This is a genomic window from Micromonospora costi (genome assembly GCF_003626655.1).
Lineage (GTDB): Bacteria > Actinomycetota > Actinomycetes > Mycobacteriales > Micromonosporaceae > Micromonospora > Micromonospora costi.
In genome coordinates this window covers 37,381-49,370 of record NZ_RBAN01000012.1, presented here as the reverse complement: position 1 = coordinate 49,370, position 11,990 = coordinate 37,381, and the positions used below count along the sequence as shown (strand labels likewise).

General features: G+C 68.3%; 11 protein-coding genes. 2 read left to right on the top strand and 9 right to left on the bottom strand.

What is annotated here, in order from left to right; all coding sequences use genetic code 11:
* Window positions 1-168 precede the first annotated feature (168 nt).
* The 7 genes from D7193_RS32370 to D7193_RS32340 form a co-directional block, all read right to left on the bottom strand.
* Window positions 169-1,746, bottom strand: a complete 1,578-nt coding sequence (locus tag D7193_RS32370) for an alpha/beta hydrolase-fold protein (protein ID WP_147434486.1) — start codon at window positions 1,744-1,746, stop codon at window positions 169-171.
* A gap of 318 nt (window positions 1,747-2,064) precedes the next feature.
* Window positions 2,065-3,594 carry an aldehyde dehydrogenase family protein gene (locus D7193_RS32365; RefSeq protein WP_120783478.1) on the bottom strand — a complete coding sequence of 510 codons (1,530 nt, stop codon included), beginning with the start codon at window positions 3,592-3,594 and terminating at the stop codon, window positions 2,065-2,067.
* Window positions 3,591-4,802: a fumarylacetoacetate hydrolase family protein gene (locus tag D7193_RS32360; protein ID WP_120783477.1), complete on the bottom strand. Its 1,212-nt coding sequence runs from the start codon at window positions 4,800-4,802 to the stop codon at window positions 3,591-3,593. Before D7193_RS32360 ends, D7193_RS32365 begins: the two co-directional genes overlap by 4 nt.
* The gene (locus D7193_RS32355; protein ID WP_120783476.1) at window positions 4,799-5,980 is read right to left on the bottom strand and encodes a mandelate racemase/muconate lactonizing enzyme family protein; all 1,182 of its coding nucleotides are present in this window, start codon (window positions 5,978-5,980) and stop codon (window positions 4,799-4,801) included. Before D7193_RS32355 ends, D7193_RS32360 begins: the two co-directional genes overlap by 4 nt.
* Before the next feature lie 8 nt (window positions 5,981-5,988).
* Window positions 5,989-6,819, bottom strand: coding sequence for a carbohydrate ABC transporter permease (locus tag D7193_RS32350; protein ID WP_120783475.1), 831 nt, complete (start codon window positions 6,817-6,819; stop codon window positions 5,989-5,991).
* Window positions 6,816-7,769: a carbohydrate ABC transporter permease gene (locus D7193_RS32345; RefSeq protein ID WP_120783474.1), complete on the bottom strand. Its 954-nt coding sequence runs from the start codon at window positions 7,767-7,769 to the stop codon at window positions 6,816-6,818. The genes D7193_RS32350 and D7193_RS32345 overlap by 4 nt, the downstream gene beginning before the upstream one ends.
* A gap of 75 nt (window positions 7,770-7,844) precedes the next feature.
* Entirely contained in the window at window positions 7,845-9,092 is a 1,248-nt protein-coding gene (locus tag D7193_RS32340; protein ID WP_158674898.1) for an ABC transporter substrate-binding protein, read from the bottom strand.
* Between the two features lie 165 nt (window positions 9,093-9,257).
* Between D7193_RS32340 and D7193_RS32335 the strand changes: the two genes are divergently transcribed.
* Together D7193_RS32335 and yidD are read left to right on the top strand one after the other, a co-directional pair.
* Window positions 9,258-10,100 (top strand): IclR family transcriptional regulator, encoded by an 843-nt coding sequence (locus tag D7193_RS32335; RefSeq protein WP_158674897.1) that lies wholly within the window; start codon window positions 9,258-9,260, stop codon window positions 10,098-10,100.
* A gap of 543 nt (window positions 10,101-10,643) precedes the next feature.
* On the top strand, window positions 10,644-10,865 hold the full coding sequence (gene yidD / locus D7193_RS32330; protein WP_120783471.1) for a membrane protein insertion efficiency factor YidD: 222 nt from the start codon (window positions 10,644-10,646) through the stop codon (window positions 10,863-10,865).
* A gap of 29 nt (window positions 10,866-10,894) precedes the next feature.
* Here yidD and D7193_RS32325 read toward each other — a convergent pair whose 3' ends face one another.
* A complete protein-coding gene (locus D7193_RS32325; protein ID WP_158674896.1) occupies window positions 10,895-11,338 on the bottom strand; it encodes a hypothetical protein in 444 nt (147 codons plus the stop codon).
* A 54-nt stretch (window positions 11,339-11,392) separates the two neighbouring features.
* Entirely contained in the window at window positions 11,393-11,956 is a 564-nt protein-coding gene (locus tag D7193_RS32315) for a hypothetical protein (RefSeq protein ID WP_120783469.1), read from the bottom strand.
* Between the last annotated feature and the right edge of the window lie 34 nt (window positions 11,957-11,990).

Here is an 11,990-nt window from a genome sequence, read left to right as displayed (position 1 = left end):
GCCGCGAACCTGTTCTTCCAGCTCGTCTTGACCGCTACGAACGAGCGAGCCTGACTTCACCAGCGACAACTGTCGAGGTGGAGCCGCCCCGGCCGCCCGCTCCCGGAGTGTCACCGGGAGTGGGCGGCCGGCGCCTCCGCACCTAGCGAGGCGGCGTCGACTCAGGTCTCACTGGGCGTCGACAGCCGGGCTCTGCGAACCGTTGAACAGATTGTCGCCACGGTAGTGGGCGACGACCGGGCCGACGAGTTCGCCGTGGACGGTCGTCTTCAGCCGGGCGACCCCGTCGTGCAACGGGGCGGACCCGAGGTGCGTGTCGCCGGCGTAGAAGTCAACCGTGCCGGACGGAGCGGACATGCTGGTGCTGACCGAGCCTACCGTCGCGGTCGCGATGACCTTGCTGTTGTGCGAGGTGCCCGCCGGCGCGGTCTCCACGCCGAGACCGGTGGTGGTGGCGCGGAACGCCAGGGCACGCAGGTAGTGGTTCAGCAGCGGACGCCAGACGTGCCAGGTGTGCACGCCGGGCACGTTGTACTCGTCGAGGTCGACGCCGGACGCACGCAGAGCGGCGGCGTTGCGTTGCGAGTTCTCGGCGATGTTGCCCAGGCGGTCCTGGAGCCCGGTGCCGATCATGATGCCGCCGGCGACCGCCTTCATGCGGTCGATCTGCGCCTGGGTGGCGTTCGGTCCGCCCGCGCTCCAGGCGGCGTGGTAGCCGAACAGATCGGTGTGGTTGTACATGATGGTGTACGCCCGGCTGCCACCGGCGGAGAAGCCGCCGAAGGCGCGGTCCTCCGGCCGGGTCGAGACGTGGTAGTTCTGTTCGACGAACGGGAAGATGTTGTTCCGCAGCTCGTTGACGTAGCCCTCGTTGCCGCCCGGCAGGCCGTTGAAGTCCGTGGACACGATCACCATGGGCTCCACGGCCCGATCCCTGATCGCGTTCTCCAGGATGAGGTGCGCCACGCCCTGCATGGTCCAGGCGGTCGAGTGGTCACCGCTGCCGTGGCTCAGGTACAGGGTCGGGTACGGCTTGGCCCGGTCGGGGTCGTAGCCGTGCGGCAGGTAGACGACGATGTCGTGCACGCCCGGCGGGTTGGTCGACAGCGGCGAGGGGTACCGCCGGGACTCGAGCGTGCCGAGCTTGGCGACCGGCGCCTGGTAGCCGGTGTCGTACGTCGGGAACTTGTTGCTGGTCGGTACGTAGATCGTGCTGCGGACCGCGCCGGGGGCGCCCGGGTACTGCGGCTGGATCTGCCAGGGGTTCGCCGGATCGTCGTGCAGAGTGCAGCCGGTGGCGAGCTCGTTGGTGCAGTCGTGGGTGAACGCGTAGCGGAAGGTGCCCGCGGGCAGCGGTGTGGTGAACGTCCACACACCGTCGGAGCCCTTCTGCATGGCCTGGATGTGCCACGGCGTCGCCGCGACGTCGCCGGGCTGCCACTGGGCGGGCGGCCGGGCGTCGCCGCAGTCCTGGCACGGGATGTTCTCGGGCCGCGAGTAGAACCAGTCGCCGTAGATGTGGACCTGCTGGACGTCCTCGGGTGCCCGGTACCGGAAGGTGACCGAGTACCCCGTCGGCGGCTGGTCGGTGCGGATGACGGTCGGGCCCAGAGGCGCGGGCGGAGCGGCCGAGGCCGCCGGGGTCGCGGTCGCTCCGACCGCAACGGTGGCGGCAGCCAGCAGTGCGAGCATCAGCCGCCGCCTCGGCGCCGGCATCAGCTGGGGACGGGGAATTGCAACAGGCATGTTCCTGCTCCCTCTTCGGCACGTGGTCAGACCGAATCGAGCGGTCCGACCGACCATTCGATGGTGAGGTGAACGGATACCAGCAATGAGCGATGCTGTCGCATTGTGAGCGTTAACATCGCTCCCTGTCGAAAATGGAACCATGAATTTCTATGAGGGTCAAGGCGCGGCTGCAGATATATTTGAATAATCGCAGTCGAAACAGTTTTTGGCAGGATTGAGCGGCGCCAGCAGTTTCTGGCGCAGGAATCTGTCTGGGGTCAGCTCCCAAAGCGATAACGAATCGCCACGACTACGGATCACATGTGACCAGCGGCGCTACGGCCGCGAGATTTCCACCCCTGGCTCCAACCTCCCATCGACTCGCCGAGGGATGGCCGTGAACTCGTCTCGCAGTTCCTCCGGCAGAATCCATTCCGGAGCGTCCTGCCACGCCAGCGGGCGAAGGAATCGGCGGATCGACGTGGCACCCACCGACGTGTGCAGCGAATTGGTCGACGGCCAGGGCCCACCGTGGTGCTGGGCCCACGAGACGCGGACCCCGGTGGGATATCCGTCGAAGACGATGCGGCCCGACCGGGCGGACAGCGCGTCGACCAGCCTGCGCACCACGACGACATCGTCGGTCGATCCGCTGTGGATGGAACCGGTCAGCGACGGCGGCACGGTTGCGAGCGCGGCGTCGAGCTCGGCGGCCTCGCGGTACCGGACGACGACCATGAGCGGGCCGAAGCACTCGTCGGTGATCTCGCCGGTGAGCTCCGGCAGCCCGACCTCCAGGAGCGTCGGCGGGACCGTGAATCCCGCACAGGGCTGCACCCGCGGCCGCGCCGACACGCGAGCGCCGGCGCGCTCGAACGCCGCGGCACGAATCTCGAACGCGTCCCGGATGCGCTCGTTCAAGAGGACCGAGCCACCTGCGGAGCCCACTCTCGCCCGCAAGCCGTCGACGAGGCGGTCGCCGCCCGGATCCGACGGAACGAACGCCAGCCCTGGCTTCGTGCACAGCTGGCCCCCGGACCCGGTGAAGGACGCGAACAAACCGTCGGCGATCTGGTCTGCCCGATCGGCAGCCGCCGCGGGCATGATCACGATCGGGTTCACGCTGCTCAGTTCGGCATAGAGAGGGATGGGATCGGGTCGTTCGTCGATCGCCGCCTGGATGGCCCGCGCGGCGCCGACGGATCCCGTCAGGGCGGCCGCGCGGACCGCGGGGTGGCGTACCAGCCAGAGACCGGCCGCTTCCCCGTACACGAGGGCGATCACACCGTCGGGTCCACCCGCGGCGCGGATGGCCGACGCGATCGCCTCGCCGGAGGTGTGCGACGTCAGCGGATGGGAGGGATGGGCCTTCACGATCACCGGAGAGCCGGCGGCGAGAGCAGAGGCGGTGTCGCCGCCGGCGACCGAGAAGGCGAACGGAAAGTTGCTGGCCCCGAAGACCGCGACCGGCCCGAGGGGGACGAGCATCCTCCGCAGGTCCGGGCCGCGCCCGAGCGGTGTGTCGGCGGCGTGATCGATGGCCGCCTCGAGGTAGCCGCCATCGCGCAGCACGTCCCCGAACATCCGGAACTGGACCGCGGCCCGGGTGAGCTCCTGGTCGAGTCGCGCGTGGCTCAGTCCCGTCTCCGCCGCCGCGGCCGCGACCAGGTCCACGCGTCGGAACTCCAGTGACTCGGCGATGGCGTCCAGCATCCGGGCTCTGCCGAGTCTGCCCAGGCCGGCCAGCCACTGCGCCGCCCGGGAAGCCGCGGTGGCGATCGCCGCCAGCCGCGACTCGTCCGTCTCCGCGAGATTGGTCGAGCGAATCCGGCCGTCGCGCGGATCGACCGTGGTGACCACGTTCACAACAGTCCCCTCCTGACCAGGTTGCCCATGAGATCGCGGACGCCGAACTGCCAGGGCTCGCACTCCTCCGCGTGCCGCACCCGGTTGACCAGGGTGCCGAGCGCCGGGCAGCTGATCCGCACCACGTCGTCGACCTTGTGGGTGAACCCCTCACCGGGGTGGTCCCGGTCCTGAATGGGCGCGAACATGGTCCCGAGCATCAGGACGGCCCCGTCGGGATAGTGGTGGTGCGGGCCGATCAGCTGCCGCACCAGCGCCTCCGGGTGCCGCGACATCCGGGTCATCTCCGAGATCGCCTCCAGCTGGAAGCCGTCCACTCCGCGGACCTGCAGGCACACCTCGAGCTCACGCACCCGCTCCAGGCCGAACCGCTCGTCGAAGAGCCGGATCAGGGGACCCAACGCACACGAGGCGTTGTTGTCCTTGGCACGGGGAAGCAGGAGCGCCGAGCGCCCCTCGACATCCCGCAGGTTCACGTCGTTGCCGAGTGTGGCGCCGACGATCCGGCCGCTGGACTGGACGATGAGCGCGACCTCGGGTTCGGGGTTGTTCCAGGTCGACGCGGCGAGCACACCGACCGGGACGGCGGTGCCGACGGCGGAGAGGATCTGCCCCTTGGTGAAGATCTCGGCGTCCGGTCCGATCCCCACCTCCAGGTACTGGCTCCAGACACCCTCGGCGACGAGCAGATTCTTGAGTCGCTCCGCCTCCGCCGATCCGGGAGCGAGGCTGTGCAGGTCAGCACCGATGTCGGCGAGCATCCGGCTACGGATGTCCGCCGCGAGCGAGAGATCTCCCCGGGCCCGTTCCTCGATGACGCGCTCGATCATCGACACGGGGAAGGTCACGCCGGCGGCCTTGAGCGCCTGCAGGTCGACCGGGGCGAGCAACCAGGGACGATTCCAGTCGCGGGTCTCGGCACCCGTGTTGGCCAGGATCTCCCCGAAGCGACCCACCCGCGGCCCGTCGATCCCGGCCACCGCGGCGGCAGGGTCGGGCAGCTCACAGATGTCCCGTACGGTCGGGAAGTGACGGCTGAGGTCGATTACCTCGCCGTCCCGGACGACCACGGGTGACGGTCCGTCGACGGACGGGTCCCAGATCCGGCCGATGAGCACGCTGTGCTCGGCGTCGTCGGGAAGCGCCTCGGCGGCGGTCCCGAACCAGCGCGGCCCGCCGTCCACCGCCCGTGGAGGTGGCACCGTCATGAACCGCTCTCCAGGTTGAAGAAGGACCGCTCGTCGCGGGGACGGATGTCGTAGACGGCGTCCTGGAACATGCGCATCGGGTGCGGTGTGAACGGGTGGCGCTCGATCGCCGCGAGGTCCACCTCGATGCCCAGCCCGACGCCGGACGGGATGAGCACGTCGCCGTCGTCTGTCAGGACCAGCCGTTCGTTGGTGATTTCCGGACGCCACGGCACGTCGGTCGCCATGATCTCGAGGTACCGGAAGTTGGGCAGCGTCGCCCCGAGCTGGAGCGTCGCGGCCGTGCTCAGCGGACCACTCGGGTTGTGCGGCGCGAATCCCACATAGTTCGTGGCCGCGAGCGTCGAGATGAAGACGAGTTCCGCGATCCCTCCGGCGTGGGTCACATCCGGCTGGACGAAGTCGACCGCCTGGCGTGCGAGCGCCGGCGCGAAGCCCTGCCGCCCGAACCACCGCTCTCCCGCCGCGATGGGGACGGGCGACGCACGACGGACGTCGACCAGCGCGTCGAGGTTGTCCGGCGGGCAGGGCTCCTCGAACCACACCGGGTCGAACTGTGCGATCTCCTTGGCGATCTTGATCGCGTGGCGGACGTCGAACCGCCCGTGCCCCTCGATGAACAGCTCGACGTCGCGACCCACCGCGCCACGGACGGCGTCCACCTGGGCGAGCACCCGGTCAAGCTGCTGGGTCGTGATGGTGAGGTCGTAGTTTTCGAACGGGTCCCACTTGAGGCCGCGGAAGCCCGTCTCCACCGTCTTGCGCGCGGCGGCCGCGTAGTCCTCCGGCGTGACGGCCCCGGAGAACCAGCCGTTCGCGTACGCCCGCACGCGGTCGCGGGTCGCACCGCCGAGCAGCCGCGAGACCGGAACGCCGAGATCCCGGGCCGAGATGTCCCACAGCGCCATCTCCAGCGCGCTCAGCGCGGTCATGATGACCGGTCCGCCACGCCAGTACCAGTCCCGCGCGAGTTCGTAGAGAATCTTTGAGATCCGGGTCGGGTCCAGGCCCTCGACCGCTTCGGCGACCTCGGCGATCGCCCCCTGGACGGCGCGCTCCTTGCCCTCCAGAGTGGCCTCACCGAGCCCGACGATTCCCTCGTCGGTGTGGACGCGCACGATGACGAGGTTCGTGCGGTAGAAGTCGACGACCAGTGTCTCGACGGAGACGATCTTCATTCTTCGGGTCAACCCTTCACGGCACCGGCGGTCATGCCGGAGACGACGTACTTCTGTGCCAACAGGTAGAAGGCCACGGCCGGCAGCGTGAACAGGAAGGCGACGGCCATCACCGTCTGGATCGGCGTGCCCAGCTCGCCGATGAAGTTCGCGATGCCGACGGAGGCCGGCTGCAGCTCGGGATCGAAGATGAACGTGACCGCGAACACGTACTCGTTCCACGCGTGGAAGAAGGCGATGACCGCCGTCGCCGCGATCGACGGGGCGATCAGCGGCAGGTTGATACGAGTCAGAACGGTGAACGGCCGTGCCCCGTCGGCACGCCCCGCCTCCTCCAGTTCTCTGGGGATGCCGTCGATCGCGCCCTTGAGGATCAGCGCGACGATCGGCAGGACGAAGGCCGAGTTCACGAGCACGAGCCCGGTCAGCGAGTCGAGCAGGTCGAAGCGGCGAAACAGCGCGAACAGCGGTACGACCATCAGCGCCTCGGGGAGCATCTGCGTGAACAGCAGCACGACGGTCAGCACGGCCTTGCCCCGGAACGAGAACCGAGAGAGGGCGTAACCGAGCGGGATACCCAGACCGACGGAGAGCACCATGGTGCCCACGGCGATGACCAGGCTGTTGAGCAGCCAACCGGCCGCCTTGCCCTCGGCCAGCGCCTCGACGAACACCCCGAACCGGCCGATGTCCGGGGTGAGCCGGGGCCGCTCCGCGAACAGGTCGCCGTTGCTCGACAACGCCGTGACGAGCATCCAGTACAGGGGAAAGACGGCGACGCCCAGCACGACGAGCACGGCGACGATCCGCGCGGTGAGACCGAGACGGAACCGCCTCATCGGACGTCCTCCTTCTCCACGGCACGGGCGACCAGCCGGCTGCCGGTGATGACGATGAGCGAGATGACGACGCCGACCATCCCGATGGCCGCCGCCGAACCGAGTTCCTTCGAGTCGAAGGCCTGCGAGTAGAGATCGATGACGAGCGTCTCGGTGGCGCCGACCGGCCCACCCTTGGTCATGAGCCAGATGAGCTCGAACCGCCGCAACGACCAGATCGTCATGAGCAGCGCCAGCAGTCCCACGGTCGGCTTGATGACCTGCCAGGTGACGGCACGGAAGGTCGCCCACCGTCCCGCGCCGTCCACCGTGGCGGCCTCGTGGAGGTCCTGCGGAACGGCCTGCAACGCGGAGAGCAGCACCACGGAGGTGAACGGGAACAGTTGCCAGATGGTCGTCGCGAGCACCGCCGGCAGCGCGTAGCGCGGGCTGTCCAGGATCGCACCGCCCGGGACGCCGAGACCGATCGCGTTGAGAAGCCGGTTCACGATCCCGTACTGCGCGTTGAGCATCCACGTCGCGATGAGCGCGACCGCGATGCCGGGGGCGGCCCAGGGAACGGTCACGAGCGCCCGCGCCACGCCGCGACCCCGGAAGCCCTTGTTGAGCAGGAGCGCGACGACCAGCCCGGTGCCGACCGCACCGACGACACACGCGATCACGTAGACGAAGGTGATCAGCAAGGTGCGGTGGAAGTCGGGGTCGCCGAAGATCCGGTTGAAGTTGTCGAGCCCCACCCACTCGCTACGGGTGGGGTTGAGAAGTGTCGTCCGCGTGAAGCTGAGGTAGACCTCCTGGGCGAGGGGCACCGCCTGGAAGACGAGGATGAACAGCGCGGCGGGGGCCAGGAACAGATACGGGGTCCACTTGCTGCCCAGCGGGCTCGGTCGGTGCCGTCCCCCGGATCGGCGGATTGTCTTCGGTGCTCCGGTCTGCTCGAGCACAGTCATCGGGTTCGATCCTTCTGAGGTAGGACGCCGCCGGCGCACGGACCGTCGCGCCGGCAGCGTCGCCGTGTCGAGCTGTCAGCCGACCAGTTCGGTCGCCTGCTGCTGAGCGCGATCCAGCGCGGACTTGAGGTCCGCCTTGCCCTGCAGCGCCGCGATGACGTTCTGCACGACCACCTTGCGGATGTCCGGCGTCTTGGCCTCGAAGCCCAACACGATCTGCGGCAGGCTGCTCTCGGTGAGCTCGTCGAAGACGGTCAGGAACGGGGTCTCCTTGAGTGACTCGGCGCTACGCTCCGTGGTGGTGGCGACGCTGCTCGCGCCGAGGATCTCCTGCAGCTTGACCTGGTTCTGCGGCTCGAGCGCCCAGCGGATGAAGGTCGCCGCCTCCTCCTTGGCCGGGCTCGCCTCGTTGATCACGATCGGTGCGAGGATGGCGCCCTGCTTGCGCACCGGGAACGGGATGGGCGCGACGCTGAACTTCAAGTTCGGGTTCTGGCCGCGCGTGGCGGTCACGTACCCCCCGTTGTTGAGTTCCATCCCGACCTTGCCCTCGGCGAACATCCGCCGGAACGTGGCAGCGTCCGCGCCGCGCGGGATGACGTTCGCGTCGTACAGGTCCTTGTACGCCTGCAGTCCCTTGAGGTTCTCCGGCGAGTTGATCGTCAGGTTCTTGCCGTCAGACCACGCGCCGCCGAAGCCGTAGACGTAGTTGAAGATGTCCTGCCAGACGCCGGCCTCCTCGGCCTCCGTCTGCCGGAACGCCAGGCCGTAGACGTCGCCCTTGGTCAGCGACTTCGCCGTGGAGGCGAACTGCTCGTAGGTGGTCGGCGGAGTCGGGATCAGGTCCGCGTTGTAGAACATCGCGTAGTTGGACGCTTCGAAGATGATCCCGTGCCGGGTGCCGTCGTGGACCATGAACTGGTCGGGCTGCTTGATGAGTTCGTACTTGCTGACATCGATCAGCTTGTCCAGCGGCGCGATGAGGCCGGCGTCCGCGGCGGACTCGAACTCGGGCATGTCGAACCGGACCAGGTCCGGCCCCTTGCCGCTGCCCATCTGAGTGAGCACCGTCTGACCGAAGGTCGGGTACGGCACCGCGGCGGCCGAGACCTGCACCTTGTCCTGGCTCTTGTTGAACTCATCGAGCCACGCGGTCAGTTTGGGGCCTCGGCCCGGGTCGCCGAATGTCGAGGCGGCGAAGGTCAGTTTGGTGACGCCGTCACCGGAGCCACTGTCGGAGCCGCAGCCGGTCAGGAGCGTGGCGACCAGGCCGAGGGCGCATGCCGCCCCGACGACGCCAAGGCGGGAGGGCTTCTTGCTCATCGTTACTCCCCTGTAACAGGTCAGAGTCGTCCAGATGAAAATTTGCAACGATCGTAGCGTCATACGCAACGGTGTCAAGTGGCGGTTGCACGTGGAACGCACTACGATTGCACATGATGCAATGCCAGCGACGGCGGAAGCCGCCGCATGAGGGGAGACATCGCCTTGTCCCAATCGATTCGCCGCGCGATCGACCTCATCCGTCGATCCGCGGAGCACCCGCTGTCCCTCACCGAGGCAGCGGACGTGCTGGGCGTCCACAAGTCCACCGCGCTGCGGATCCTGCAGACGCTCGAATCGGCACGATTCGTACGCCGGACAGGCGCCGGGACCTACGTGCTCGGCAGCGGGCTCATCGAACTGTCGGAACTCGCGCTCGGCTCGATGGACCTACGCCAGTTCGCCGCCGCACACCTGCGTGCGCTGCAACGCGAGACCGGCCACACCGTGCACCTGGCGCAGCTGACCGGCGATGAGATCGTCTACATCGACAAGGTCGACAGCCCGGCGTTCGACGCCGTCAAGCTGCCGTCGCGGGTGGGGCGAGCGGTATCGATCTACGCGAGCGCCGTCGGCAAGATCATCCTGGCGTACCTGCCTCCCGAGGAACGCGACCGGCTGCTGTCCCACGTCGTCTTCGAACGGTTCACCGACACCACGTTCGCCAACCGCGAGTCCCTCGAAGCCGAACTCGTCCACATCCGCGAGCAAGGCTGGGCCACCGACAATGGCGAGCACGACGCATACGTCATGTGCGTGGCGGCACCGATCCGGGACTCACGGGGTCGCGTCATAGCCGCCGCCTCGATCACGGCGATCGAGGTCATCGCGAGCCTCGACCAGTTGAAGAGCAACCTTCCGCTCCTCATGGAGACCGCCAACGAGATCTCGTACGAACTCGGCTACACCCCACCGCCCACCGACCACGAGGACAAAGCGGCTGACGCCCGGTCGAGTGAGCAGGGCGGACGGGATCGGGACCCGTCCGCGGACCGGAGCCCCGCCTGACGGCTGTCGCGAGGCTCGCGCCGTCGGTACGGCCGGATCCGCCGACGGCGCGCTGTCCGCGGGAGCAGCCGAGGTCACTCGGCCGCGCGCCACCGTCTCGGTGAGCCGACCTGCCACGGCCTGGGCTATGTCGTCCCCGCACCGGGCCCGGGCCATCGGCGCTGAGCCGCGCTCCCGGCCGGTTGAGCGCCTCAGTCCACTAGGGTCCGTCGACGTCCGCCGCCGCATGCGCCCGTCGTCACTCAGTTGGTAACTCATCGAGGAGACCTCAAGCCTCAGGTGCCCGGCGGCAGTATCGCCAGGCTCAGCCGAACAGCCTTGACGCGCTCCGTTCTGCATGATCACCTATGGTCGTTGAGGCACGGAGGTGGGACATGCCGGTTGCGGAGCCACCATGTGGCGCGTGCTGCTACGCCTGCACCGACGGCAGGGCTGACTTGGCTGCCTGGTTATCGTTGCCGGAGGTAATCGTCCGTGCGGTGTGGGGGGTAATGGCCAGCCCCCTCGGCGGAATGGTCGCCGTCTGCGAGCGTCCCTACCCGGCTGGCTATCGGGCTGGTCAAGGGGTATCGGCAGCACATCTCGTCGCGCACGGCGGCGCGGTGCAGGTTCGTGCCAACGTGCAGCGCGTATGGGTTGGCGGCTATCGAGCAATACGGCGTCCTGCGAGGTTGCCGGATGGTCCATCGCCGGCTGATCCGATGCCGGCCAATCGTCGCGTTTGGCACCCCCGACCCGGTGCCGCTGCCAGCCGGGCGCGCATGAAAACGCGGCTGGTCGTAGAGGAGGCGCGACTACCGACGCTCGCTGGCGTCCGTTTCCTCCCACAGCGCTTCGGTGTCAATCACCTTGTCGCTGGCAGGGACGGGGTCTGGGGCGGAGTCCGCAGAAGGGGCAGCAAACCATTGCCGTGACGACTGAGGCACCAGCAGCAATAGGGCGATGACCAGGGCTGCCGCCATGTTGGCTGCCCGCAACCAGCCGACCCTGGCGTGCTCAAGGCAGCCGAATATCAGGTTGCCGACCATCGCCAGGACGACGATGCCCTGGGCCAGCGGGCTACCCCGCCACAGGCCATAGATCAACCCTACGGCGATGGCTGTGGCGATCAGGCTGGCGACGATGCTCGCGGCGTCGGTCCACGGGCCATAAGCGATGACGGTGGCGTAGCCCACGATCAGGACCGCCAGCGCCGCCATCACCGGACGCGGCGGGCGGCGCTTCGTCTGCTGGATCACCGGCGCATCGTATGGCCGGATCCTGCCCTGCGCTGCCCGCTCGTTGGCCGGCTCTCACGGCGCACATTCGCCCAAGTCATGGACGCGGCGCGCGAGCTCCTCGAGAGTGATGCTCTGCTGGACCTGGTCGCCGTTGTTCCACGCGGTAATGATGACCGATCCGGGTTTGAGGACGGCCAGCTCACCGAGCCGGAAGTACACCGGGACTGAGGTGAAGCTGTTGTCTTCAGCGGCTGCGTACATCCGGAAGGCGGCGTCCGGGTCGGTGGCCGACTGGCGCGGGAAGTCAACCAAGGGCACCGTGGTGGGCGAGGTCGCCTCGCGTGGCACGGCATAGCTTCGGTGCACCAGCAGCGCGGAAGTCCAGATCGGGGACGGCGTTGCGATGCCGGATGAGGCCGGCGAGACCGCGCCCGGTTCGGTCAAGAGCGCCACGACGTCCGGTGGCCGCTCCGCGCACCAGGCCACCGCCGCGAGCGGTGTGCCGTCAACGTCCACGGTCAGGCCGGTGATTCCCTTCCTTACCGGCGAGCAAGAGGTCAGACCGGCTAGTACGAGAAGGGCGGCGGCCAGCGCAGCGACGACCCGCTGTGACCTCACGAGCGATTGAAGGGCCATCCTCCGACAGTCGCGGCCTCGGGTAACCCCACGA

What these genes read in the sequence shown, in the direction of transcription:
- D7193_RS32370 (WP_147434486.1), bottom strand. Translation starts at nt 1,746, where the DNA reads ATGCCTGTTGCAATTCCCCGTCCCCAGCTGATGCCGGCGCCGAGGCGG.
- D7193_RS32350 (WP_120783475.1), bottom strand. Translation starts at nt 6,819, where the DNA reads ATGAGGCGGTTCCGTCTCGGTCTCACCGCGCGGATCGTCGCCGTGCTC.
- D7193_RS32340 (WP_158674898.1), bottom strand. Translation starts at nt 9,092, where the DNA reads ATGAGCAAGAAGCCCTCCCGCCTTGGCGTCGTCGGGGCGGCATGCGCC.
- D7193_RS32360 (WP_120783477.1), bottom strand. Translation starts at nt 4,802, where the DNA reads ATGACGGTGCCACCTCCACGGGCGGTGGACGGCGGGCCGCGCTGGTTC.
- D7193_RS32315 (WP_120783469.1), bottom strand. Translation starts at nt 11,956, where the DNA reads ATGGCCCTTCAATCGCTCGTGAGGTCACAGCGGGTCGTCGCTGCGCTG.
- D7193_RS32345 (WP_120783474.1), bottom strand. Translation starts at nt 7,769, where the DNA reads ATGACTGTGCTCGAGCAGACCGGAGCACCGAAGACAATCCGCCGATCC.
- D7193_RS32355 (WP_120783476.1), bottom strand. Translation starts at nt 5,980, where the DNA reads ATGAAGATCGTCTCCGTCGAGACACTGGTCGTCGACTTCTACCGCACG.